16 protein-coding genes are annotated in these 15,777 nt (G+C 68.0%); 4 read left to right on the forward strand and 12 right to left on the reverse strand.

The features are described from left to right. Positions 1-21 precede the first annotated feature (21 nt). A complete protein-coding gene (locus CUR96_RS14630) occupies positions 22-834 on the reverse strand; it encodes a hypothetical protein (RefSeq protein ID WP_146008162.1) in 813 nt (270 codons plus the stop codon). 54 nt (positions 835-888) lie between these two features. Continuing rightward, entirely contained in the window at positions 889-1,869 is a 981-nt protein-coding gene (locus CUR96_RS14635) for an EamA family transporter (RefSeq protein ID WP_102194076.1), read from the reverse strand. A gap of 39 nt (positions 1,870-1,908) precedes the next feature. On the opposite strand from CUR96_RS14635, the gene CUR96_RS14640 reads away from it, so the two are divergent. Next, positions 1,909-2,448 (forward strand): CGNR zinc finger domain-containing protein, encoded by a 540-nt coding sequence (locus tag CUR96_RS14640; protein WP_102194077.1) that lies wholly within the window; start codon positions 1,909-1,911, stop codon positions 2,446-2,448. Positions 2,449-2,461: 13 nt separating this feature from the next. Here the strand turns inward: CUR96_RS14640 and CUR96_RS14645 are convergent, their stop codons facing one another. From CUR96_RS14645 to CUR96_RS14675, 7 genes are all read right to left on the reverse strand, one after another. Then, the gene (locus CUR96_RS14645) at positions 2,462-3,079 is read right to left on the reverse strand and encodes an SGNH/GDSL hydrolase family protein (protein WP_102194078.1); all 618 of its coding nucleotides are present in this window, start codon (positions 3,077-3,079) and stop codon (positions 2,462-2,464) included. 135 nt (positions 3,080-3,214) lie between these two features. Next, a complete protein-coding gene (locus CUR96_RS14650; protein ID WP_102194079.1) occupies positions 3,215-4,216 on the reverse strand; it encodes an ABC transporter substrate-binding protein in 1,002 nt (333 codons plus the stop codon). Positions 4,217-4,357: 141 nt separating this feature from the next. Then, positions 4,358-5,392 carry an ABC transporter permease gene (locus CUR96_RS14655; protein WP_180969055.1) on the reverse strand — a complete coding sequence of 345 codons (1,035 nt, stop codon included), beginning with the start codon at positions 5,390-5,392 and terminating at the stop codon, positions 4,358-4,360. Next, positions 5,392-6,894 carry a sugar ABC transporter ATP-binding protein gene (locus CUR96_RS14660; protein WP_102194080.1) on the reverse strand — a complete coding sequence of 501 codons (1,503 nt, stop codon included), beginning with the start codon at positions 6,892-6,894 and terminating at the stop codon, positions 5,392-5,394. The genes CUR96_RS14655 and CUR96_RS14660 overlap by 1 nt, the downstream gene beginning before the upstream one ends. A 173-nt stretch (positions 6,895-7,067) precedes the next feature. Then, entirely contained in the window at positions 7,068-7,487 is a 420-nt protein-coding gene (locus CUR96_RS14665) for an RbsD/FucU family protein (protein ID WP_102194081.1), read from the reverse strand. Positions 7,488-7,498: 11 nt separating this feature from the next. Continuing rightward, positions 7,499-8,476: an aldo/keto reductase gene (locus CUR96_RS14670; protein ID WP_102194082.1), complete on the reverse strand. Its 978-nt coding sequence runs from the start codon at positions 8,474-8,476 to the stop codon at positions 7,499-7,501. Then, on the reverse strand, positions 8,463-9,758 hold the full coding sequence (locus CUR96_RS14675; protein ID WP_102194083.1) for an L-fuconate dehydratase: 1,296 nt from the start codon (positions 9,756-9,758) through the stop codon (positions 8,463-8,465). Before CUR96_RS14675 ends, CUR96_RS14670 begins: the two co-directional genes overlap by 14 nt. Before the next feature lie 129 nt (positions 9,759-9,887). Between CUR96_RS14675 and CUR96_RS14680 the strand changes: the two genes are divergently transcribed. The 3 genes from CUR96_RS14680 (at position 9,888) to CUR96_RS14690 (ending at position 12,617) form a co-directional block, all read left to right on the forward strand. Continuing rightward, on the forward strand, positions 9,888-10,748 hold the full coding sequence (locus tag CUR96_RS14680) for a fumarylacetoacetate hydrolase family protein (RefSeq protein WP_102194084.1): 861 nt from the start codon (positions 9,888-9,890) through the stop codon (positions 10,746-10,748). Then, positions 10,745-11,497 (forward strand): SDR family NAD(P)-dependent oxidoreductase, encoded by a 753-nt coding sequence (locus CUR96_RS14685; RefSeq protein ID WP_102194085.1) that lies wholly within the window; start codon positions 10,745-10,747, stop codon positions 11,495-11,497. The genes CUR96_RS14680 and CUR96_RS14685 overlap by 4 nt, the downstream gene beginning before the upstream one ends. Positions 11,498-11,642: 145 nt before the next feature. Beyond that, positions 11,643-12,617, forward strand: coding sequence for a hypothetical protein (locus tag CUR96_RS14690; RefSeq protein ID WP_146008163.1), 975 nt, complete (start codon positions 11,643-11,645; stop codon positions 12,615-12,617). A gap of 101 nt (positions 12,618-12,718) precedes the next feature. Here CUR96_RS14690 and CUR96_RS14695 read toward each other — a convergent pair whose 3' ends face one another. Genes CUR96_RS14695 through CUR96_RS14705 form a run of 3 tightly spaced genes read right to left on the reverse strand, consistent with a single transcriptional unit; the run spans position 12,719 to position 15,772 of the window. Beyond that, on the reverse strand, positions 12,719-13,561 hold the full coding sequence (locus CUR96_RS14695; protein ID WP_102194087.1) for a carbohydrate ABC transporter permease: 843 nt from the start codon (positions 13,559-13,561) through the stop codon (positions 12,719-12,721). Next, a complete protein-coding gene (locus CUR96_RS14700) occupies positions 13,551-14,495 on the reverse strand; it encodes a carbohydrate ABC transporter permease (protein ID WP_245861333.1) in 945 nt (314 codons plus the stop codon). Before CUR96_RS14700 ends, CUR96_RS14695 begins: the two co-directional genes overlap by 11 nt. Before the next feature lie 2 nt (positions 14,496-14,497). Beyond that, entirely contained in the window at positions 14,498-15,772 is a 1,275-nt protein-coding gene (locus CUR96_RS14705) for an ABC transporter substrate-binding protein (protein ID WP_102194089.1), read from the reverse strand. Between the last annotated feature and the right edge of the window lie 5 nt (positions 15,773-15,777).

The following is a 15,777-nucleotide window of genomic DNA, read 5'->3' on the forward strand; positions in this document are numbered from 1 at the left end:
CGGTATACATTCTCGCCCGTGTCATAGGTACTTCCGGAATGGGACCCAGTCGGACAGCAAGGCCGAGATGATCATGCCTCCCGCGGGGAGGCTACGAGGGGAGGAGGGGAGCCACTCCGTGCGCAGCGCGACGATACGATCCTGCTCCTCCGCGCTCAGCTCAGCCAGCACCTGCGCCTGTAGTCGCACGGCGATGGCGTCGACCTCCGGCTGCTTCCTGGCGACGGCGACGTTGATCACCGTGTCCATATCGTCCCGCTCCGCGGGACGCAGTGCGCGGACCAGCAGGAAGAGGACGAGGCCTCCGACTCCGATGACGGCCGCGATGACGAACAACATGGTCGTCGATGTGATGCCTCGAGACAGGTGAAAAGCGGCCGCCGCGCCGAGGCCGATCGCGACGACGAGCTGCGGCCGGATGAAGCCTGCGTTCACCGGACGAGCGCGGATCGCCACCACCACGGCGAGATCGAGCAGCCCCGCGATCGCCACCAGCACCGTCACCGCGACCGCTGTCTGGGCCGGATCGCTCCGGACGCCGCTGTTCATCGCCGCTGCGACAGCAGCACAGAGGGCGGCGGTGAGCAGCGCGAACGACGACCAGCCCCACGTCGGATTCCGGGCACCGTACTGCTTGCGCATCCCCGCTCGGCACTCCCGCCATGCCTGCTCGGCCGCCTCGCGCGACTCATGCCAGGCCGATTCGGCGAGCTCTTGGCGTCCGATCTGCCCGAAGGCTCGCAGCTCGACCGTCGCTGCGTCGAGGAGCGAACGCTGCGTCGGACGTCCAGCCGACCCGTCAGCCGACATCCCCGCATCCGCACCCTCTGCCACGGCACCCCCCTGACACCTGACGGCAAGCCTAGAGGTGATGCTCCTGCGGCGGAGTCAGCGCCCGGCGATGCTCCCCGCCGCGACTTCGGAAGCCGGCTCGACGGACTCGGTGATCACGGGCTCCCCCAGCTTCACCACCACGACCCCGACGAGCACCAGCGCACCGCCGACGGCCTGCAGCAGGTTGGGCAGCTGGCCGAGCAGCAGCCAGCCGAACAGCAGAGCGGCGGCGACCTCGGCCAGCGCGACGAACGAGGCGAGACGCGATCCCAGCATCCGCGTCGATGCGATTCCGAGCAGATACGCGACCGCCGTCGCCAGGATGCCCATCGCCAGCACCGGAACGAACCACGGCACACTGCCGAAGCGGTATCCGATGTCCTGCGTCGTCCAGGCGAGGGGCAGCACGCCGACCGCTCCCGCGACACTGAGACCGATGGCGCCCAGCAGCAGCCCGAGTCCGGCCATCGCGACGGGCGGAATTCCGGTGTCGACCCGTCCGCCGAGCACGAAGTACATCGCGGCGCCGACCATGGCGCCCAGCGCCCAGAGGATGCCGGCGCCGTCGACCTGCGCACCCGTGAGGATGTCGAGCATGAGCACCAGTCCGACGAACGCGACGGCGGCGCCGAGGATGCTGCGACGGCTGGGGCGCTCACCGCGGCGCAGCCACAACCAGAGCACCACGGCGATCGGGGCGGTGTACTCGATGAGGAGCGCCAGGCCGACGTCCATCACGGCCACCGCCTGGAAGTAGCAGACCTGCGTCGCGGCGACGGCGAGGAGCCCGTAGGCGGCGATCATTCCGGCGTTGCGCCGGACAGCACCCCAGCGGCCGCGCATGGCGATGAGCGTCGGCACGAGAAGCACCAGGGCCGCCACCCACACCCGTGCCGTGACCGCTGCGCCCGGCGTCCATCCGGCATCGATGAGGCCGCGCGCCCATCCGCCCGACATCCCGAAGGCGAAGGCGGCACCGATCGCGAGCGGCAGACCGAGCCGGACATTCGCGCTGTCATTGGTTAACGTGCCCATGATCGATGACGCTACTCGGCGTCGATGTAAGATGTCAACATGCTCTTCACCCATGACACCGAAGAGACCCTGCGCGCGGCGGTCTGGCTCGTCAACTCGGCCGAGGCCCCGGACACGCTCGAGAGCCGCGACGACGAGGAGATGTTCCTCAAGGCGTTCCCCTACAACGGACGGCTGGACCGCGACGCGGCAGAACTCGCCGCGTTGCGCGCCCTCCGCCCGCGACTGCGTGCCATGCTGCTCGCCCCCCGAGACGACATGGCGGCGCACATCAATGCGGCGCTCGCGGAGTCGGCGCTCGCCCCGCAGCTGGTCCGGCATGCCGGCACCGACTGGCACCTGCACGCCGTCGACGACGAGCGACCGCTCGCGGAGCGCGTGCTCATCGAGACGACGATGGCACTGATCGACGTCATCCGAGCCGACGAGGGCTCCCGCATCTCGGTCTGCGCCGACGGCGACTGCGAGTCTCTCGCCCTCGACCTGTCCCGCAACCGCTCGAAGCGCTACTGCTCCACCACCTGCGCCAACCGCAACGCCGTCGCCGCCTACCGCGCGAGGCGTGCGGCCGACGCCTGAGGCCCGCCCCGCGTCAGCGCGTCTGCCCGGCGAGCGCCGCCTCCCGCCAGGCACCGGCGATGAGCTCGGACCCGAGCCTGGTCGGGTGCACGCCGTCCGGAGCGAGGTCGGCGATCGGATGCTCGGATACCGCAGCCCTGAAGATGTCGTGCAGGGGCACCAGTTCCGCGCCGAACTCCGCGGCGAGCGCGCGGACGGCGTCCCGCTTCTCGTCGAGGTCGGGCAGCCAATCCTCCTGCTCGACGTGAACCGGCAGGAAGAACGGCTCCATGAGGATGAGCCGAGGGTGGTGCGCCCCGACCGCCTGGGTGAGCAGCGCGCGCAGGGTCGACGCGAAGTCCTCCGCCGAGGTCGCGTCGTCGCTGTCGAAGCGCCGCCACATGTCGTTCACGCCGACGTACACGGTCAGCAGGTCGGGCGCCGTCGGCATGAGCTCTGCATCCCATCGCGCGGCGAGATCCTTCGCCCGGTCACCGCTGATGCCGAGGTTGCGCACTGTCGCTCCATTCGCGGCCAGCTCGGCGGCCAGCAGCGACACGTAGCCGTCGCCCAGCGAGGCCGGGTCGGTGCGATCGCGTCCGGCATCCGTGATCGAGTCACCGATGAACACGATGCGAGTGGGGTGATCCATGAGTGCTCCTTCGTCCAACCTCGATCACCTTATCGGGAGTCTCAGACGGCGCCCACGACGCCCTCGAACAGGCCGACGTGGCCCCGCGGGAAAGCCCCTCGCCCGAAGGCGAGGGGCTCGACTCGGAGAGTCGGATCACTCGTAGAGAACCGCGGCGATCTTCGGGTCCTCGATGTTGCTGTCGTCGTACCAGTACGAACCGGTGTCGTAGAACTTCTCGACCTTGTCGCCGTTCGCGGCGTCGTAGGCGGCCTGCACGACCTGCGCGCCGATGCCGATCGGGTCCTGCGTGATGGCGCCGGCCATCGTGCCGTCCTTGATCGCGTTGATCTGTGCGGCGCCGGAGTCGAAGCCGACGATCGTGAGCTTGCCCTTCTCCAGACCGAGCTCGTTCACCGCGTTGACCACGCCGATGGCGGAGCCCTCGTTGGTGCCGTAGATGCCCTTGAGGTCGGGATGCGCGGCGATCAGTGTCTTGGCGATGTCGGCCGACTTGAGGTGGTCGCCGTCACCGTACTGGATGTCGACGATCTTGATGTCGGGGAAGTCCGCCTCCATCTTCTCGACGAAGCCGTCGCGACGTTCCACTCCGGTGGAGTTGATCTGCGAGTGGCCGACGATCGCGACCTCGCCCTTGCCGTCGATCAGTTCGGCCATGTGCTCTGCCGCCAGCGCACCGGCGACCTTGCTGTCGGTCGCCGAGAGGCTGAGTCCGACGTCGCCGTTGCAGGGTGCGTCGAAGTACACCACGGGGATGTCCTTCGCCTTCGCCTGCTCGAGCGGGGCGATGCACGCCTCGGGATCGAGGGCGGCGTAGGCGATGGCATCCGGGTTCTTGTCGATGGCGCTGGTGAGCATCTCGAGCTGTTGGGCGATCTCGGTCTCGGCTGCGGGCCCCTCGAAGGTGATCCGGACGCCGAGCTCTTCGGCTCGTTCCTCCGCGCCCTTCTTGACGGCCTGCCAGAACTGGTGCTGGAAGCCCTTCGAGACGAGGGCGATGTACATCTCGCCGCTTCCGGTGTCGCCACCGGCGTCGCCGCCTTCTTCGATCACGTCACCGCCGCCGGCACAGCCGGCGAACACGAGCGCGGATGCTGCGACGAGCGCCGCGAATGCGGTCTTCTTGCCGAATTTCATGGAAACTCCATTGTTCTGTGGGTTGCCGGCCGGGCCGGCGATGTGGACATTCCTGGTGTGTGCCTGTGCGGATCGCTCCGCGGGATTTCGACCGAAAGGCCGAACGAGCGGCGGTCGGCACGGTTGCGCCGCCGCCCGTGGTCAGGCTCGCTGGCGGTTGCGCAGCGAGTCGAGGAAGACGGCGAGCAGCACGACGGCGCCGACGACGATGTTCTGCCATTCCGACTGGATCGACATGATGCGCAGGCCGTTGACGAGCACGCTCATGATGAGCGCGCCGATGACCGTGCCGAGGATCGAGCCTCGTCCGCCCAGCAGCGAGGTGCCGCCGATGATGACCGCGGCGATGGCCTGCAGTTCGTATCCCATGCCGATCTGCGGCTGTGCCGAGTCCAGACGAGACGCGATGACGATACCGGCGACCCCGGTGAACGCCCCGGCGAACATGTAGATGAGGATCGTCCACCGCCGCGTGTTGACACCCGACAGCCGCGTCGCCTCCTCGTTCGAGCCGATGGCGAAGGTGTACCGGCCGAGCAGGGTCTTCGAGAGCACCAGGAACGCGATGACGGCGAGCACGGCGGTGATCAGCACGGCGTTCGGGATGCCGGGGATGATCACGCCGAGCGCGATCTTCTTGAAGTCCGGCGCAGAGGCGGAGAAGTAGATCGGGGCGACGTTGGAGATCACGAGGGCGAGACCTCCGGCGATCATCATCATCGCGAGGGTCGCGATGAACGGAGGCAGACGGAGGAACGTGATGTTGACGCCGTTCACGAGCCCCATCAGCACACCGGTGAGGATGCCGCCGATGACGCCGAGCCAGACCGGCAGGCCCATGTTCGTGACGATCACGCCGGTCATCACCGCGCACAGCGCCATCCCAGTGCCGATCGACAGGTCGATGCCGCCGGTGATGATGACGAAGGTCGTACCGAGGGCGAGGATGCCGATGACCGCCGTCGACAGCAGCACGGTGGCGATGTTGCTGAAGGTGAAGAAGTTCGGGCTGGCGATCGAGAAGAAGACCACCAGCACGATCAGCGTGCCGAAGGCCAGCGACTGCTGCAGCTGGCGCTTCAGGAACGCGCCGACGTCCGGCTTGTCGGTGTTCTCGTTCACGGCTGTCTGGATGACCGTCGTCGTCGACGATCCGGGCTGCTGAGGAGCGCTCATCAGTCTTCCTCCCCGTGGGCTGCGAGTTGCATGATCTTCTCCTGGCTGGCTTCCTCGTTGCGGAGCATGCCCGTGATCCGGCCGTTCGCGAAGACCGCGATGCGGTTCGCGACGCGGAGGATCTCCGGCAGTTCCGATGAGATGACGATGATGGATTTGCCCTGGTCAGCGAGTTGCTGCATCAGGCGGTAGATCTCTTCCTTCGCGCCGACGTCGATGCCCCGTGTCGGCTCGTCGAAGATGAGGACGTCGCAGTCGCGCATCAGCCACCGGGCGATGACGACCTTCTGCTGGTTGCCTCCGGAGAGGAGCTTGACGACCTGGTTGACGGAGGGCGTCTTCACGCGCAGCTGCTGCACGTACTCCTTGGTGCGCCCCTTCGCCCTGCCGTCGCTCATCCAGCCGACGCCGTTCGCGTAGGTTCCGAGGGAGGCGAGCACGGTGTTGAAGGTGACGTCCTGGTCCAGCATCAGGCCGAGCAGCTTGCGATCCTCGGAGAGGTAGCCGACGCCGTGCTTGACGGCATCGGCAGGCTGGTGGATGCGCACCGGCCGACCGGCGATCGAGATCGTGCCGTCGTCGTGGTGGTCGGCGCCGATGATCGCCCGCGCGGTCTCGGTTCGCCCTGCGCCCATGAGGCCGGCGAAGCCGAGGATCTCGCCGCGGTGCAGCTGGAACGAGACGTCTTTCAGGAGTGCTTTCGTGGAAAGCCCCTGCACGTCGAGCACGATCGGGTCGTTCAGGTGGTCTCGGGCCGAGGGGCGCGTTCCCTCATCGATCACGCGCCCGACCATCATCTCGATGATCTTCGGGATGCTGATCTCACTCCTGGCCAATGATCCGATGTATGTGCCGTCGCGGAGGACGGTCACCCGGTCGGCGAGACGACGCAGTTCGTCCATCCGGTGAGAGATGTAGACGATGCCGGTGCCGGATGCCCTCAGCTGCTCGATCAGCACGAACAGGGTCTCGACCTCGGCGTCGGTGAGCGCCGACGTCGGCTCGTCCATGATCAGGACCTTGGCGTTGAACGACAGCGCCTTGGCGATCTCGACCATCTGCTGCTCGGCGACGGTGAGCTCCCCGACGAGCTGCCGCGGGTTCAGCCGGATACCGAGCCGCTGCAGCAGCTCCGCCGTCTGCCTGTTGAGCCGGCGCTCCGACAGGAACGGTCCGATCGTGGGTTCCCGGCCCACGTAGATGTTCTGCGCGACGGTGAGATCGGGCATCAGGTTGAGTTCCTGATGGATGATCGTCACGCCGAGCTGCTGCGCCTGGAGCGGGCTGGTGAGCTCGACCTCACGACCCTCGAAGGTGATCGTTCCCTCGTCCTTGGTGTAGATCCCGGAGAGGATCTTCATGAGCGTCGACTTGCCGGCGCCGTTCTCCCCGACCAGCACGAGCACCTCACCGGAGCGCACCTCGAGGTGCACGTCCTTGAGCGCCTGCACTCCGGGGAAGCCCTTGCTGATGCCTTCCACTTTCAGGATCGGATCGCTCATCTGCGCACCTGCTTCCGTGAAGGTCTCGCATTCGTGCCGGCGGTGAACCCGTCCGCAAACATCGGGTCAATTCTCACGCAACATCTCCTTCGATGCAAGTCGTATCTGAATCCGTCTCCGCTTTCGCCGCCGAGCAGATGACGCGCGAGTCGTCCGTCGGACGCGGCCGAGGCTCACGCCGAGGAGTGGCCGACCACGCCCTTGCGCAGCAGCGCGTTCCCGTACTTGCGCGTCTCGCCGGTGCGCACCATCAGGTACGCCGCCTTCGCCACCTCGTAGTAGGCGAAGCGCTCGACGAACCTGGTCGTGTCCAGCGTCGTGCCTGCGGCATCCATCAGCTCGCGCTGCACGTCGAGCACCTCGGCATCCGCGGACTCCATCAGGTCGATGCCCGGCGCGTCATCCAGCGGGATCACCGTGCGGATCGCGGCGAGCACCTCCGGCGTCGAGGTGCCAGGGAGGTCGATCACATGGCGCCCGAGCGCCCAGGCCGGGAAATGCGCGTCGGCGATGACGACCGCGTCGGAGTGCCCCATCCGGTCGAGGTGCAGCAGCAGCTCGCCGGTGAGCAGGGGGTGGATGCCTTCGAGCATGGCGTTCTCCTTCAGTCGATCCGGACGGATGCGGGGATCAGTCCTTCGGCGGCCAGGTTCTCCCAGAGCGCGACGGGCACATCGAGGGCGGCGTATTCGGCGTTCTGCTGCAGCTGCGCAGGACGGCTGCCGCCGACGACCACGGAGCGCACCTCGGCGACCTGCAGCGGGAACTGGATCGCGGCCGCGGGCAGCGGCACGCCGTGGTCGTCGCAGACGGCGGCGATCCGCACGAGCCGGTCCCACAGGTCGTCCGGCAACTGGCCGTACTCGTACCGGCCGTCGCGGCGCGGCACGCGGGACGCGAGCAGGCCGGAGTTGAACACGGATGCCGCCACGACGCCGGTCCCCGTCTCCCGGCACGCCGGGAGCACGTCGACGGCGGCGGGCTGCTCGAGCAGCGTGAACCGCCCGGCGACCATGACGAGGTCGAGATCGGCTCCGCGCACGGCTGCCGCGAGAGCATCCGACACCATCGAGCCGATGCCGATGGACGCGACCTCCCCGTCGCTGCGCAACTGCTCCAGTGCCGGCAACGCCTCGGCGAGCGCGAGGTCGAGATCGTGCCGTTCGGGGTCGTGCAGATAGACGAGATCGATGCGCTCGATTCCCAGACGCTCGCGCGACTCGTCGAGGCTGGCACGGATGCCCGCCTCCGAGAAGTCCCAGACTCGGCGCAGGTCGGCCGGAACATGGAAGTCGTTGGCCGTGTCGAGGCCGCCGTCGTGGTCGGGATTCGGGCGCAGCAGGCGCCCCACCTTCGTCGAGAGCACGTATTCGTCGCGCGGTTTCGCCTGCAGGAACGCGCCGAGTCGGCGTTCGGAGAGCCCGAGTCCGTAGTGCGGCGCGGTGTCGAAGTAGCGGATGCCGCTCTCCCATGCGGCATCCAGCACCGACCAGGCTTCGTCGTCGCTGAGCTCGCGGAACAGGTTCCCGACGTTGGCGGCGCCGTAGCCCAGCCGGGGGATGCGGAGATCAGACGACGACATGCTCGCCCTTCCAGGTGAACTCGGCGATGCTCGCGGCCTTCATCTCCATGCTCGTGCCCGGCGCGGTCGGCACCATGTAGGAACCACCGCGGATGTCCGTCGGCACGACGAAGTGCTCATGCAGGTGGTCCACGTATTCGATCATGCGGCCTTCGCGGCTGCCGCTGACGGCGATGAAGTCGAACATGGACAGGTGCTGCACGGCCTCGCAGAGACCGACGCCGCCGGCATGCGGGCAGACCGGCACGCCGAACTTCGCGGCGAGCAGCAGGTTCGCGATGTTCTCGTTGACGCCGCCCACGCGGACGGCGTCGATCTGCATGACGGCGATGGCATCGGCCTGCAGCAGCTGCTTGAAGATCATCCGGTTCTGCGCGTGCTCGCCCGTGGCGACGCGGATGGGTGCGACGCCGCGGGCGATCTCGGCGTGGCCGAGGATGTCGTCGGGGCTGGTGGGCTCCTCGATCCAGGCCGGGTGGAACTCCGCGAGGGCGTTCACCCACTCGATCGCCTCGGAGACCTCCCAGCGCTGGTTCGCGTCGATCGCGATGGGGAAATCAGGACCGCACACCTCGCGCGCCTTGCGGAAGCGGCGGATGTCGTCGTCGAGGTCTGCACCGACCTTGAGCTTGATCTGGGTGAAGCCGTCGGCCATCGCCTCGCGAGCCAGGCGCTCCAGCTTCTCGTCCGAGTAGCCGAGCCAGCCAGGGCTCGTCGTGTACCCGGGGTATCCGGTGGCGATCAGCTCCTGCTCGCGGGCACGCCGTCCGGGTTCGGCGTCGCGCAGGATGCGCAGCGCATCCTCGCGGGTGAGGGCGTTGGTCAGGTAGCGGAAGTCGACGAGGTCGACGAGTTCCTCCGGCGACATCCGGGCGAGGAGCTGCCAGAGCGGGAGACCTGCACGCTTGGCCTTGATGTCCCACAGGGCGTTGATCACGGCGCCGATCGCCATGTGCATGACGCCCTTCTCCGGGCCGAGCCAGCGCAGTTGCGAGTCGCCGATGAGCTCGCGGAAGGTGCCGCCCATGTCGTGCAGCAGCGGCTCGAGCTCGCGACCGACGAGGTGGCCCGCGAGGGCGTCGATCGCCGCGACCTGCACGTCGTTGCCGCGCCCGATCGTGAAGACGAAGGCGTGGCCGTCGATGTCGTCGCCCGCATCGGTGCGGACGATCACGTAGGCCGCCGAGTAGTCGGGGTCGGGGTTCATCGCGTCCGAGCCGTCCAGGCTGAGCGATGTGGGAAAGCGGATGTCTGTGGTGTCGAGTGCGACGATCCTGGTCACGGGTTCCTCCCTGATGCGAGCGAAATGACTCGCACCTCTTGGAGTGTAAACATCGGATGTCTATACTGTCAACGAGAGCGACCTCGCAGAAGCTCATCGATCGACGCATCCAGACGAAGCAGGAGAACCATGAAGTTCGCACGGCTTGGCGACCCGGGGACTGAGATCCCCGTCCTCATAGAGGGCGACCACTACCTCGACCTTCGGGCCGTGACATCGGATGTGAACGGCGATTTCCTCGCCGGCGACTTCCGCACCCGTGTCGCAGCGGCCAGGGAGGCCGACCTGCTCCCGGTGCTCGAGGATGCCGCGGCCATGCGCGTCGGCGCGCCGATCGCCCGCCCGAGTGCCGTCATCTGCATCGGCATGAACTACGCGGCGCACGCCGCGGAGTCCGGCTCCGAGCCGCCGACGATCCCGATCCTGTTCCTCAAGACGCCGAACACCGTCGTCGGGCCGCACGACACCGTGACGATCCCGCGTGGCAGCGAGAAGACCGACTGGGAGGTCGAGCTCGGCATCGTCATCGGACGCCGTGCCGCCTACCTCGACTCCCCCGACGAATCGCTCGATCACGTCGCCGGGTTCGTGCTGGCGAACGACGTGTCGGAGCGCGACTTCCAGCTGGCCGTCTCCGGAGGCCAGTGGTCGAAGGGCAAGATCGCCGCAGGCTTCAACCCGACCGGCCCCTGGCTGGTCACCCCCGACGAGGTCGATCACCACTCGCTCGGACTGCGCAGCTTCGTCAACGGCGAGCCGCGGCAGGACTCCAACACCGCAGACATGATCTTCTCGGTCGAGCACATCGTGCACCACCTCTCGCAGTACGTGACGCTCGAGCCGGGCGACCTGGTGCTCACCGGAACGCCGCAGGGCGTCGCGCTCTCCGGCAAGTACCCGTACATCGCGCCCGGCGACATCGTCGAGGTCGAGATCGACGGGCTGGGCCACCAGCGCCAGGAGTTCGTGGCCTGGGAGGCGCAGCGATGACCGGCTCGCTCGACGGACTCGTCGCGATCGTCACCGGCGGAGCATCCGGAATCGGCGCCGCCATCGCCGAACGTCTGCACGCCGACGGCGCGCAGATCGCCGTGCTCGACCGCGACACGGCCGGTGCGGGTGCGGCGTTCGCCGCCTTCACCGCCGACGTCTCCGATCGCGCCAGCGTCGACGCCGCGGTCGCCGCGGTCGCCGAGAAGTTCGGCCGGATCGACATCGTCGTGAACAACGCCGGCATCGGCGCGCAGGGCGACATCGCCGCGAACGACGACGACGAGTGGGCGCGCGTGCTGTCGATCAACGTCACCGGGATCGCGCGCGTGACCGCGGCGGCCCTGCCCTGGTTGCGCAAGTCCCCTGCTGCGGCGGTCTGCAACACGGCATCCATCGCCTCCACCACCGGCCTGCCACAGCGTGCGCTGTACTCCGCGTCGAAGGGTGCCGTGTCGGCCCTGACCCGCGCGATGGCCGCCGATCACCTGCGCGAGGGCATCCGCGTCAATGCCGTCAACCCGGGCACCGCCGACACCCCGTGGGTGCAGCGCCTGCTCGACTCGGCCGCCGACCCCTCCGCCGAGCGCGCGGCTCTCGAGGCGCGCCAGCCGCACGGGCGCCTGGTCTCCGCGGCCGAGGTCGCCGCGGCCGTCGCCTACCTGGTCGGCCCGGCCGCCGGTTCGACGACCGGCACGTTCATCGAGGTCGACGGCGGCATGGCCCAGCTCCGGCTGCGCCCCGAGTAGCCCTCCCCTCTCGCTCCCCCCTCCCCTCTCGCTCCCGTCGCGAAAAGGCCCGGTAATCCGCCCGGATACCGGGCCTTTTCGCGACCGGAACGAGGGTTGTGGATAACCCGGAGCCGCGATGCGCTCGGCGTGGGACAGTTCTGCGGTGCGTTTCGGTCGAGAACTCCCGCGTCAGCTCGGCGACGTCTTCCACGTCGCCGAGGCCCGCGATGCCGGAGTGAACCGCGGACGCCTGAGCCGCAATGACCTGGAGCGCCCGTTCCACGGGGTGCGCGCGCTCCGGCAGGCGGATGCCGTCGATGTCGACGATCCGTTCGGACGCCAGGCCGAGTGGCGCCGCCGCCGGGCACTCGCATACGCCCCTCGACTGCGTCCCGGGCAGTTCTTCTCGCATGAGACGGCCGCTGCGCTCTGGCACGCACCGCTCCCCCTCGCATGGACGGGATCGAGGATCGCGCACGGTCGCGAGCTTCCCGTCCATGTCAGTGTCTTCGATGACGCACCGCTGGTCCGCACGCCCGGAGTGGTGGCGCATCGCGCCCGACGGAAGACATCGTCTCTCACCGAGATCGACGGGTTCCCGGTCACGACCGCCGCAGGAGCATGGGCGAGCCTCGGATCCCTTCCGCTCGTGGATCTCGTCGCGCTCGGCGACTACTTCTGTCGCGTGTGGCGCGCCGGGCCAGGACGACCGAACGTCGGGATGCCGCCGATCGCAACACTCGGCGACCTGCGCACGACGATCGCGTCCGGTCGTCGAGTCGGCATCCGTCGGCTGCGAGAAGCCGTCGAGCTGATCCGCGAGGACTCGTGGTCTCCCCGCGAGTCGGCCGTCCGCTGCCACCTCGTGCTCTCGGGGCTGCCCGAGCCCGAACTGAACCACGACGTGTTCGACGATCGTGGCAGGTTCCTCGGCTGCGTCGACCTCGCGTATCCATCGCGGAAGGTCGCCATCGAGTATCACGGGATGCTGCACCAACAGCGCTACGCGGCCGATGTCGAACGCATCGCCGCCCTCCGCGCCGCCGGTTGGACCGTCATCGAGGTGACGTCGGCGCTGTTCACCGCGCCGGACGAGCTCGTCGCCCGCGTCCGCGCGGCACTCCGCCAGTCGTCGTGACAGTTCCGGTCGCGAAAATGCCCGGTATCCGTGAGGAATACCGGGACATTTTGCGACGGGAACAGGGCTCGAGAGCAGGGGCTCGGGAGCAGGGGCGCCACTCAGCCCTTGAGGCCGGAGTGGGCCAGGCCCTCGACGAACTGACGCTGAGCCACGATGAACACGACCAGCATCGGCACCACGGTCATGGTCGCCGCGGCGAGCTGCGTGTTCCACATCTGTCCGCCATACGCATCCGTGAAGCGGGTGAGCGCCTGCGGAAGGGTGAACAGCTCCGGAGAGGTGAGGTACACGGTCGGTTCGAGATACAGGTTCCAGGAGGAGAGGAAGGTGAGGATGGCGACGGCCGACAGCGCCGGCTTCGACAGCGGCAGGCTGATCCGCCACCAGATCGCCGGTCTGCCCAGACCGTCGATGCGGGCGGCCTCTTCCAGCTCCACAGGCAGTGACAGGAAGAACTGCCGCATGATGAACGTCGCCAGGACGCACGGTGCCGCGAACGCCGTGACGAGGATCAGCGGCCAGTGGGTGTTGATCATCCCCCATTGCTTGAACATCTGGAACAGCGGAACGATCGTCACCTCGCCGGGGACGAGCAGCCCGACCAGCACCACGAGGAACAGCGCGTTCGCACCGGGGAAGCGGATGCGGGCGAAGGCGTAGCCTGCCAGACTCGCGACCGCCATCACGATCGCCGTCACGAGCACGGCGATGTACACGCTGTTGAAGTACTGCTGCGCGAACGGCTGGAACGTGAACGCCTCGACGTAGGCGTCGATCGTCGGGTTCTCCGCGAACAGCGCGGGCGGCGACCGGAAGATCTCGGCGAGCGGCTTGAACGAAGAGGTGATCATCCAGATCGTCGGCACGGCGAATGGCACGGCCAGGACGATCAGCGCGGCGATCAGGATCACCCGGCGGATGCGGTGGCTCTCACTCCTCATAGAACACCCACTTGCGTCGCAGCTGCCATTGCAGCATGGTGAGCAGCATCACGAACGTCAGCAGCATGAGCGCGAGGGTCGACCCGTAGCCGATGTCGTTGAACTCGAACGCCTGCTGGTACAGGTAGTAGACGAGCACGGTGGTCGACAGGCCCGGACCGCCTCCCGTGAGCACGGCCACGTTGGCGAACGCCTGCAGCGCGCCGACGATGGTGATGACAGCCGTGAGCATCAGCGTCGGCGAGATCAGCGGCAGCGTGATCCGGAAGAAGATCCTCCCGGCCCCCGCGCCGTCGATGCGCGCGGCCTCGTAGAGCTCGGACGGCACACCCTGCAGAGCGGCGAGGAAGAGCACCATGTTCACTCCGACGCTGCGGATGACCTGGGTCACGACGACCGCCATCATCGCGGTGTCGCCGGAGAGCAGCCAGTTCGGTCCGTCGATGCCGACCAGCGCGAGGAGCGCGTTGATGCCGCCGTTGTCCTGAAGCAGGAAGCCCCAGACCAGCGTCCACGCGACGACCGAGACGATCACCGGCGAGAAGAAGATCGTCCGGAAGAAGGTCACGCCGCGGAACCGCCGGTTGAGGAGCACGGCCAGCCCGAGGCCCGCCGCGATGTTCAGCACGACGACGCCGAGAGAGAAGATCGCCGTCGCACCGAGCACCGCCGGCAGCTGAGGGTCCGTCAGCAGAGCGGCATAGTTGTCGCCGCCTACGAACGTCAGCTCTCCGCGGAAGATGTTCCACTCGTTGAGGCTGTACCAGACGCCCAGTCCCACCGGCACGAGCACGAACAGCACGACGCCGGCCAGCTGCGGGGCGATGAAGAGATATCCGGTGAGGTGATCGCGCCGCCGCGTCGTCCAGAACGGGCGGTGCCGGTCCCGGGGCGCCTCAGCGCTCCGGGACCCGACCACGACCGTGTCGACCACGGTCACTTCGACAACAGCGGTTCGATGGCCTCGCAGGTCGCACCCAGCACGGCCTCGATATCGGCATCCGCCACCCACATCGCATCCAGCGCGGTCTTGCCCGCCGCCTTGATCTCCGCGGGGCTCGTGTGGTTCGGCAGCGTCACCGCATCCGGGAGCTGGTCGATGACCACGCTCTGAAGCTGATCGGCCGTGAGCTTCGGGTTGTTCTCGGCGAGCTTCTCACCTGTGAGCAGCGACTCGCGGGGCGGCGGGAAGTACTGGGCGAGCTTCGCGGCGTTCTCCGGGTTCGTGAGGAATGCGAGGAAGTCGGTCGCCTCCTGCACGTGCGAGCTCGTGGCGAGCACGCCGACTCCGGCCTGGCCGATCACGGAGTACTCTCCCTCGGGCCCGTCCGGCAGCGGGATGACGTCGTAGGCGAAGGAGCCGTCGAGCAGCGCCGCGCGCGAGACCTGGGCGACCGTGAAGGCCGCGTCGCCGGCGAAGAAGTCCGCCGTGGTCCCCGGTCCCGGCATCGACTGATCGACGAAGGCGGCCTCGTGCAGGAAGGTGAAGGCGTCGACCATCTCCGGGCTGTCCAGTGTGCAGGTCTTGCCGTCCGCGCTCCAGGCGCTGGCACCCCAGCCGGTCCACACCGTTGCGAGCTGACCCCAGTTCGCGTAGTCGAAGTCGCGGATGACGAAGCCGGCCTTGCCGGTGGATTGATGCACCGCGGCGCCGAGCTCGCTGATCTTCTCCCACGTGACGTCGCCGTCGAGGGCGACTCCGGCCTGACCGAGAAGATCGCTGTTGACGTAGAGCGCGAAGGGCGAGTTCGAGAACGGGTAGGCGTACAGCTCGTCGTCGACGGCGAACTCGGCTGTGACGCTGCCGAGCAGATCGTCGTAGTCCCATCCCTTGGTGTCCTTCAGCGCATCGGTGAGGGGGACGAGCGCATCCGAGGCGATGAGGTCGCGCGACAGGTCGCCCATCCAGGCCAGGTCGGGCGCGTTCCCGCCGGCGATCTGCGTCGTGAGCGTGGTGTTGTAGTCCGCGAAGGGCAGCGATTCGTAGGTGATCTCACCGATCTCCGGGTGATCGGCCTTGTATGCGGCGGCGATCTCGTCGAACAGTGCGAGCTGGTCCTCGTTCGAGGTCCACACCGACATGCGCAGGTCCACGCTTCCCGGTGCGGCGGTCGTCTCCACGGGTGTCGGTGCGGATGCTCCGCATCCCGCCAATGCCAGGCCCAGACCGGCGACCGCGGCCGCCGCACCCAGCTTCTTTGCTGATGACATCTTCC

The organism is Microbacterium aurantiacum, from assembly GCF_002872075.1.
In the GTDB taxonomy this organism is placed as follows: Bacteria; Actinomycetota; Actinomycetes; order Actinomycetales; family Microbacteriaceae; genus Microbacterium; species Microbacterium aurantiacum_A.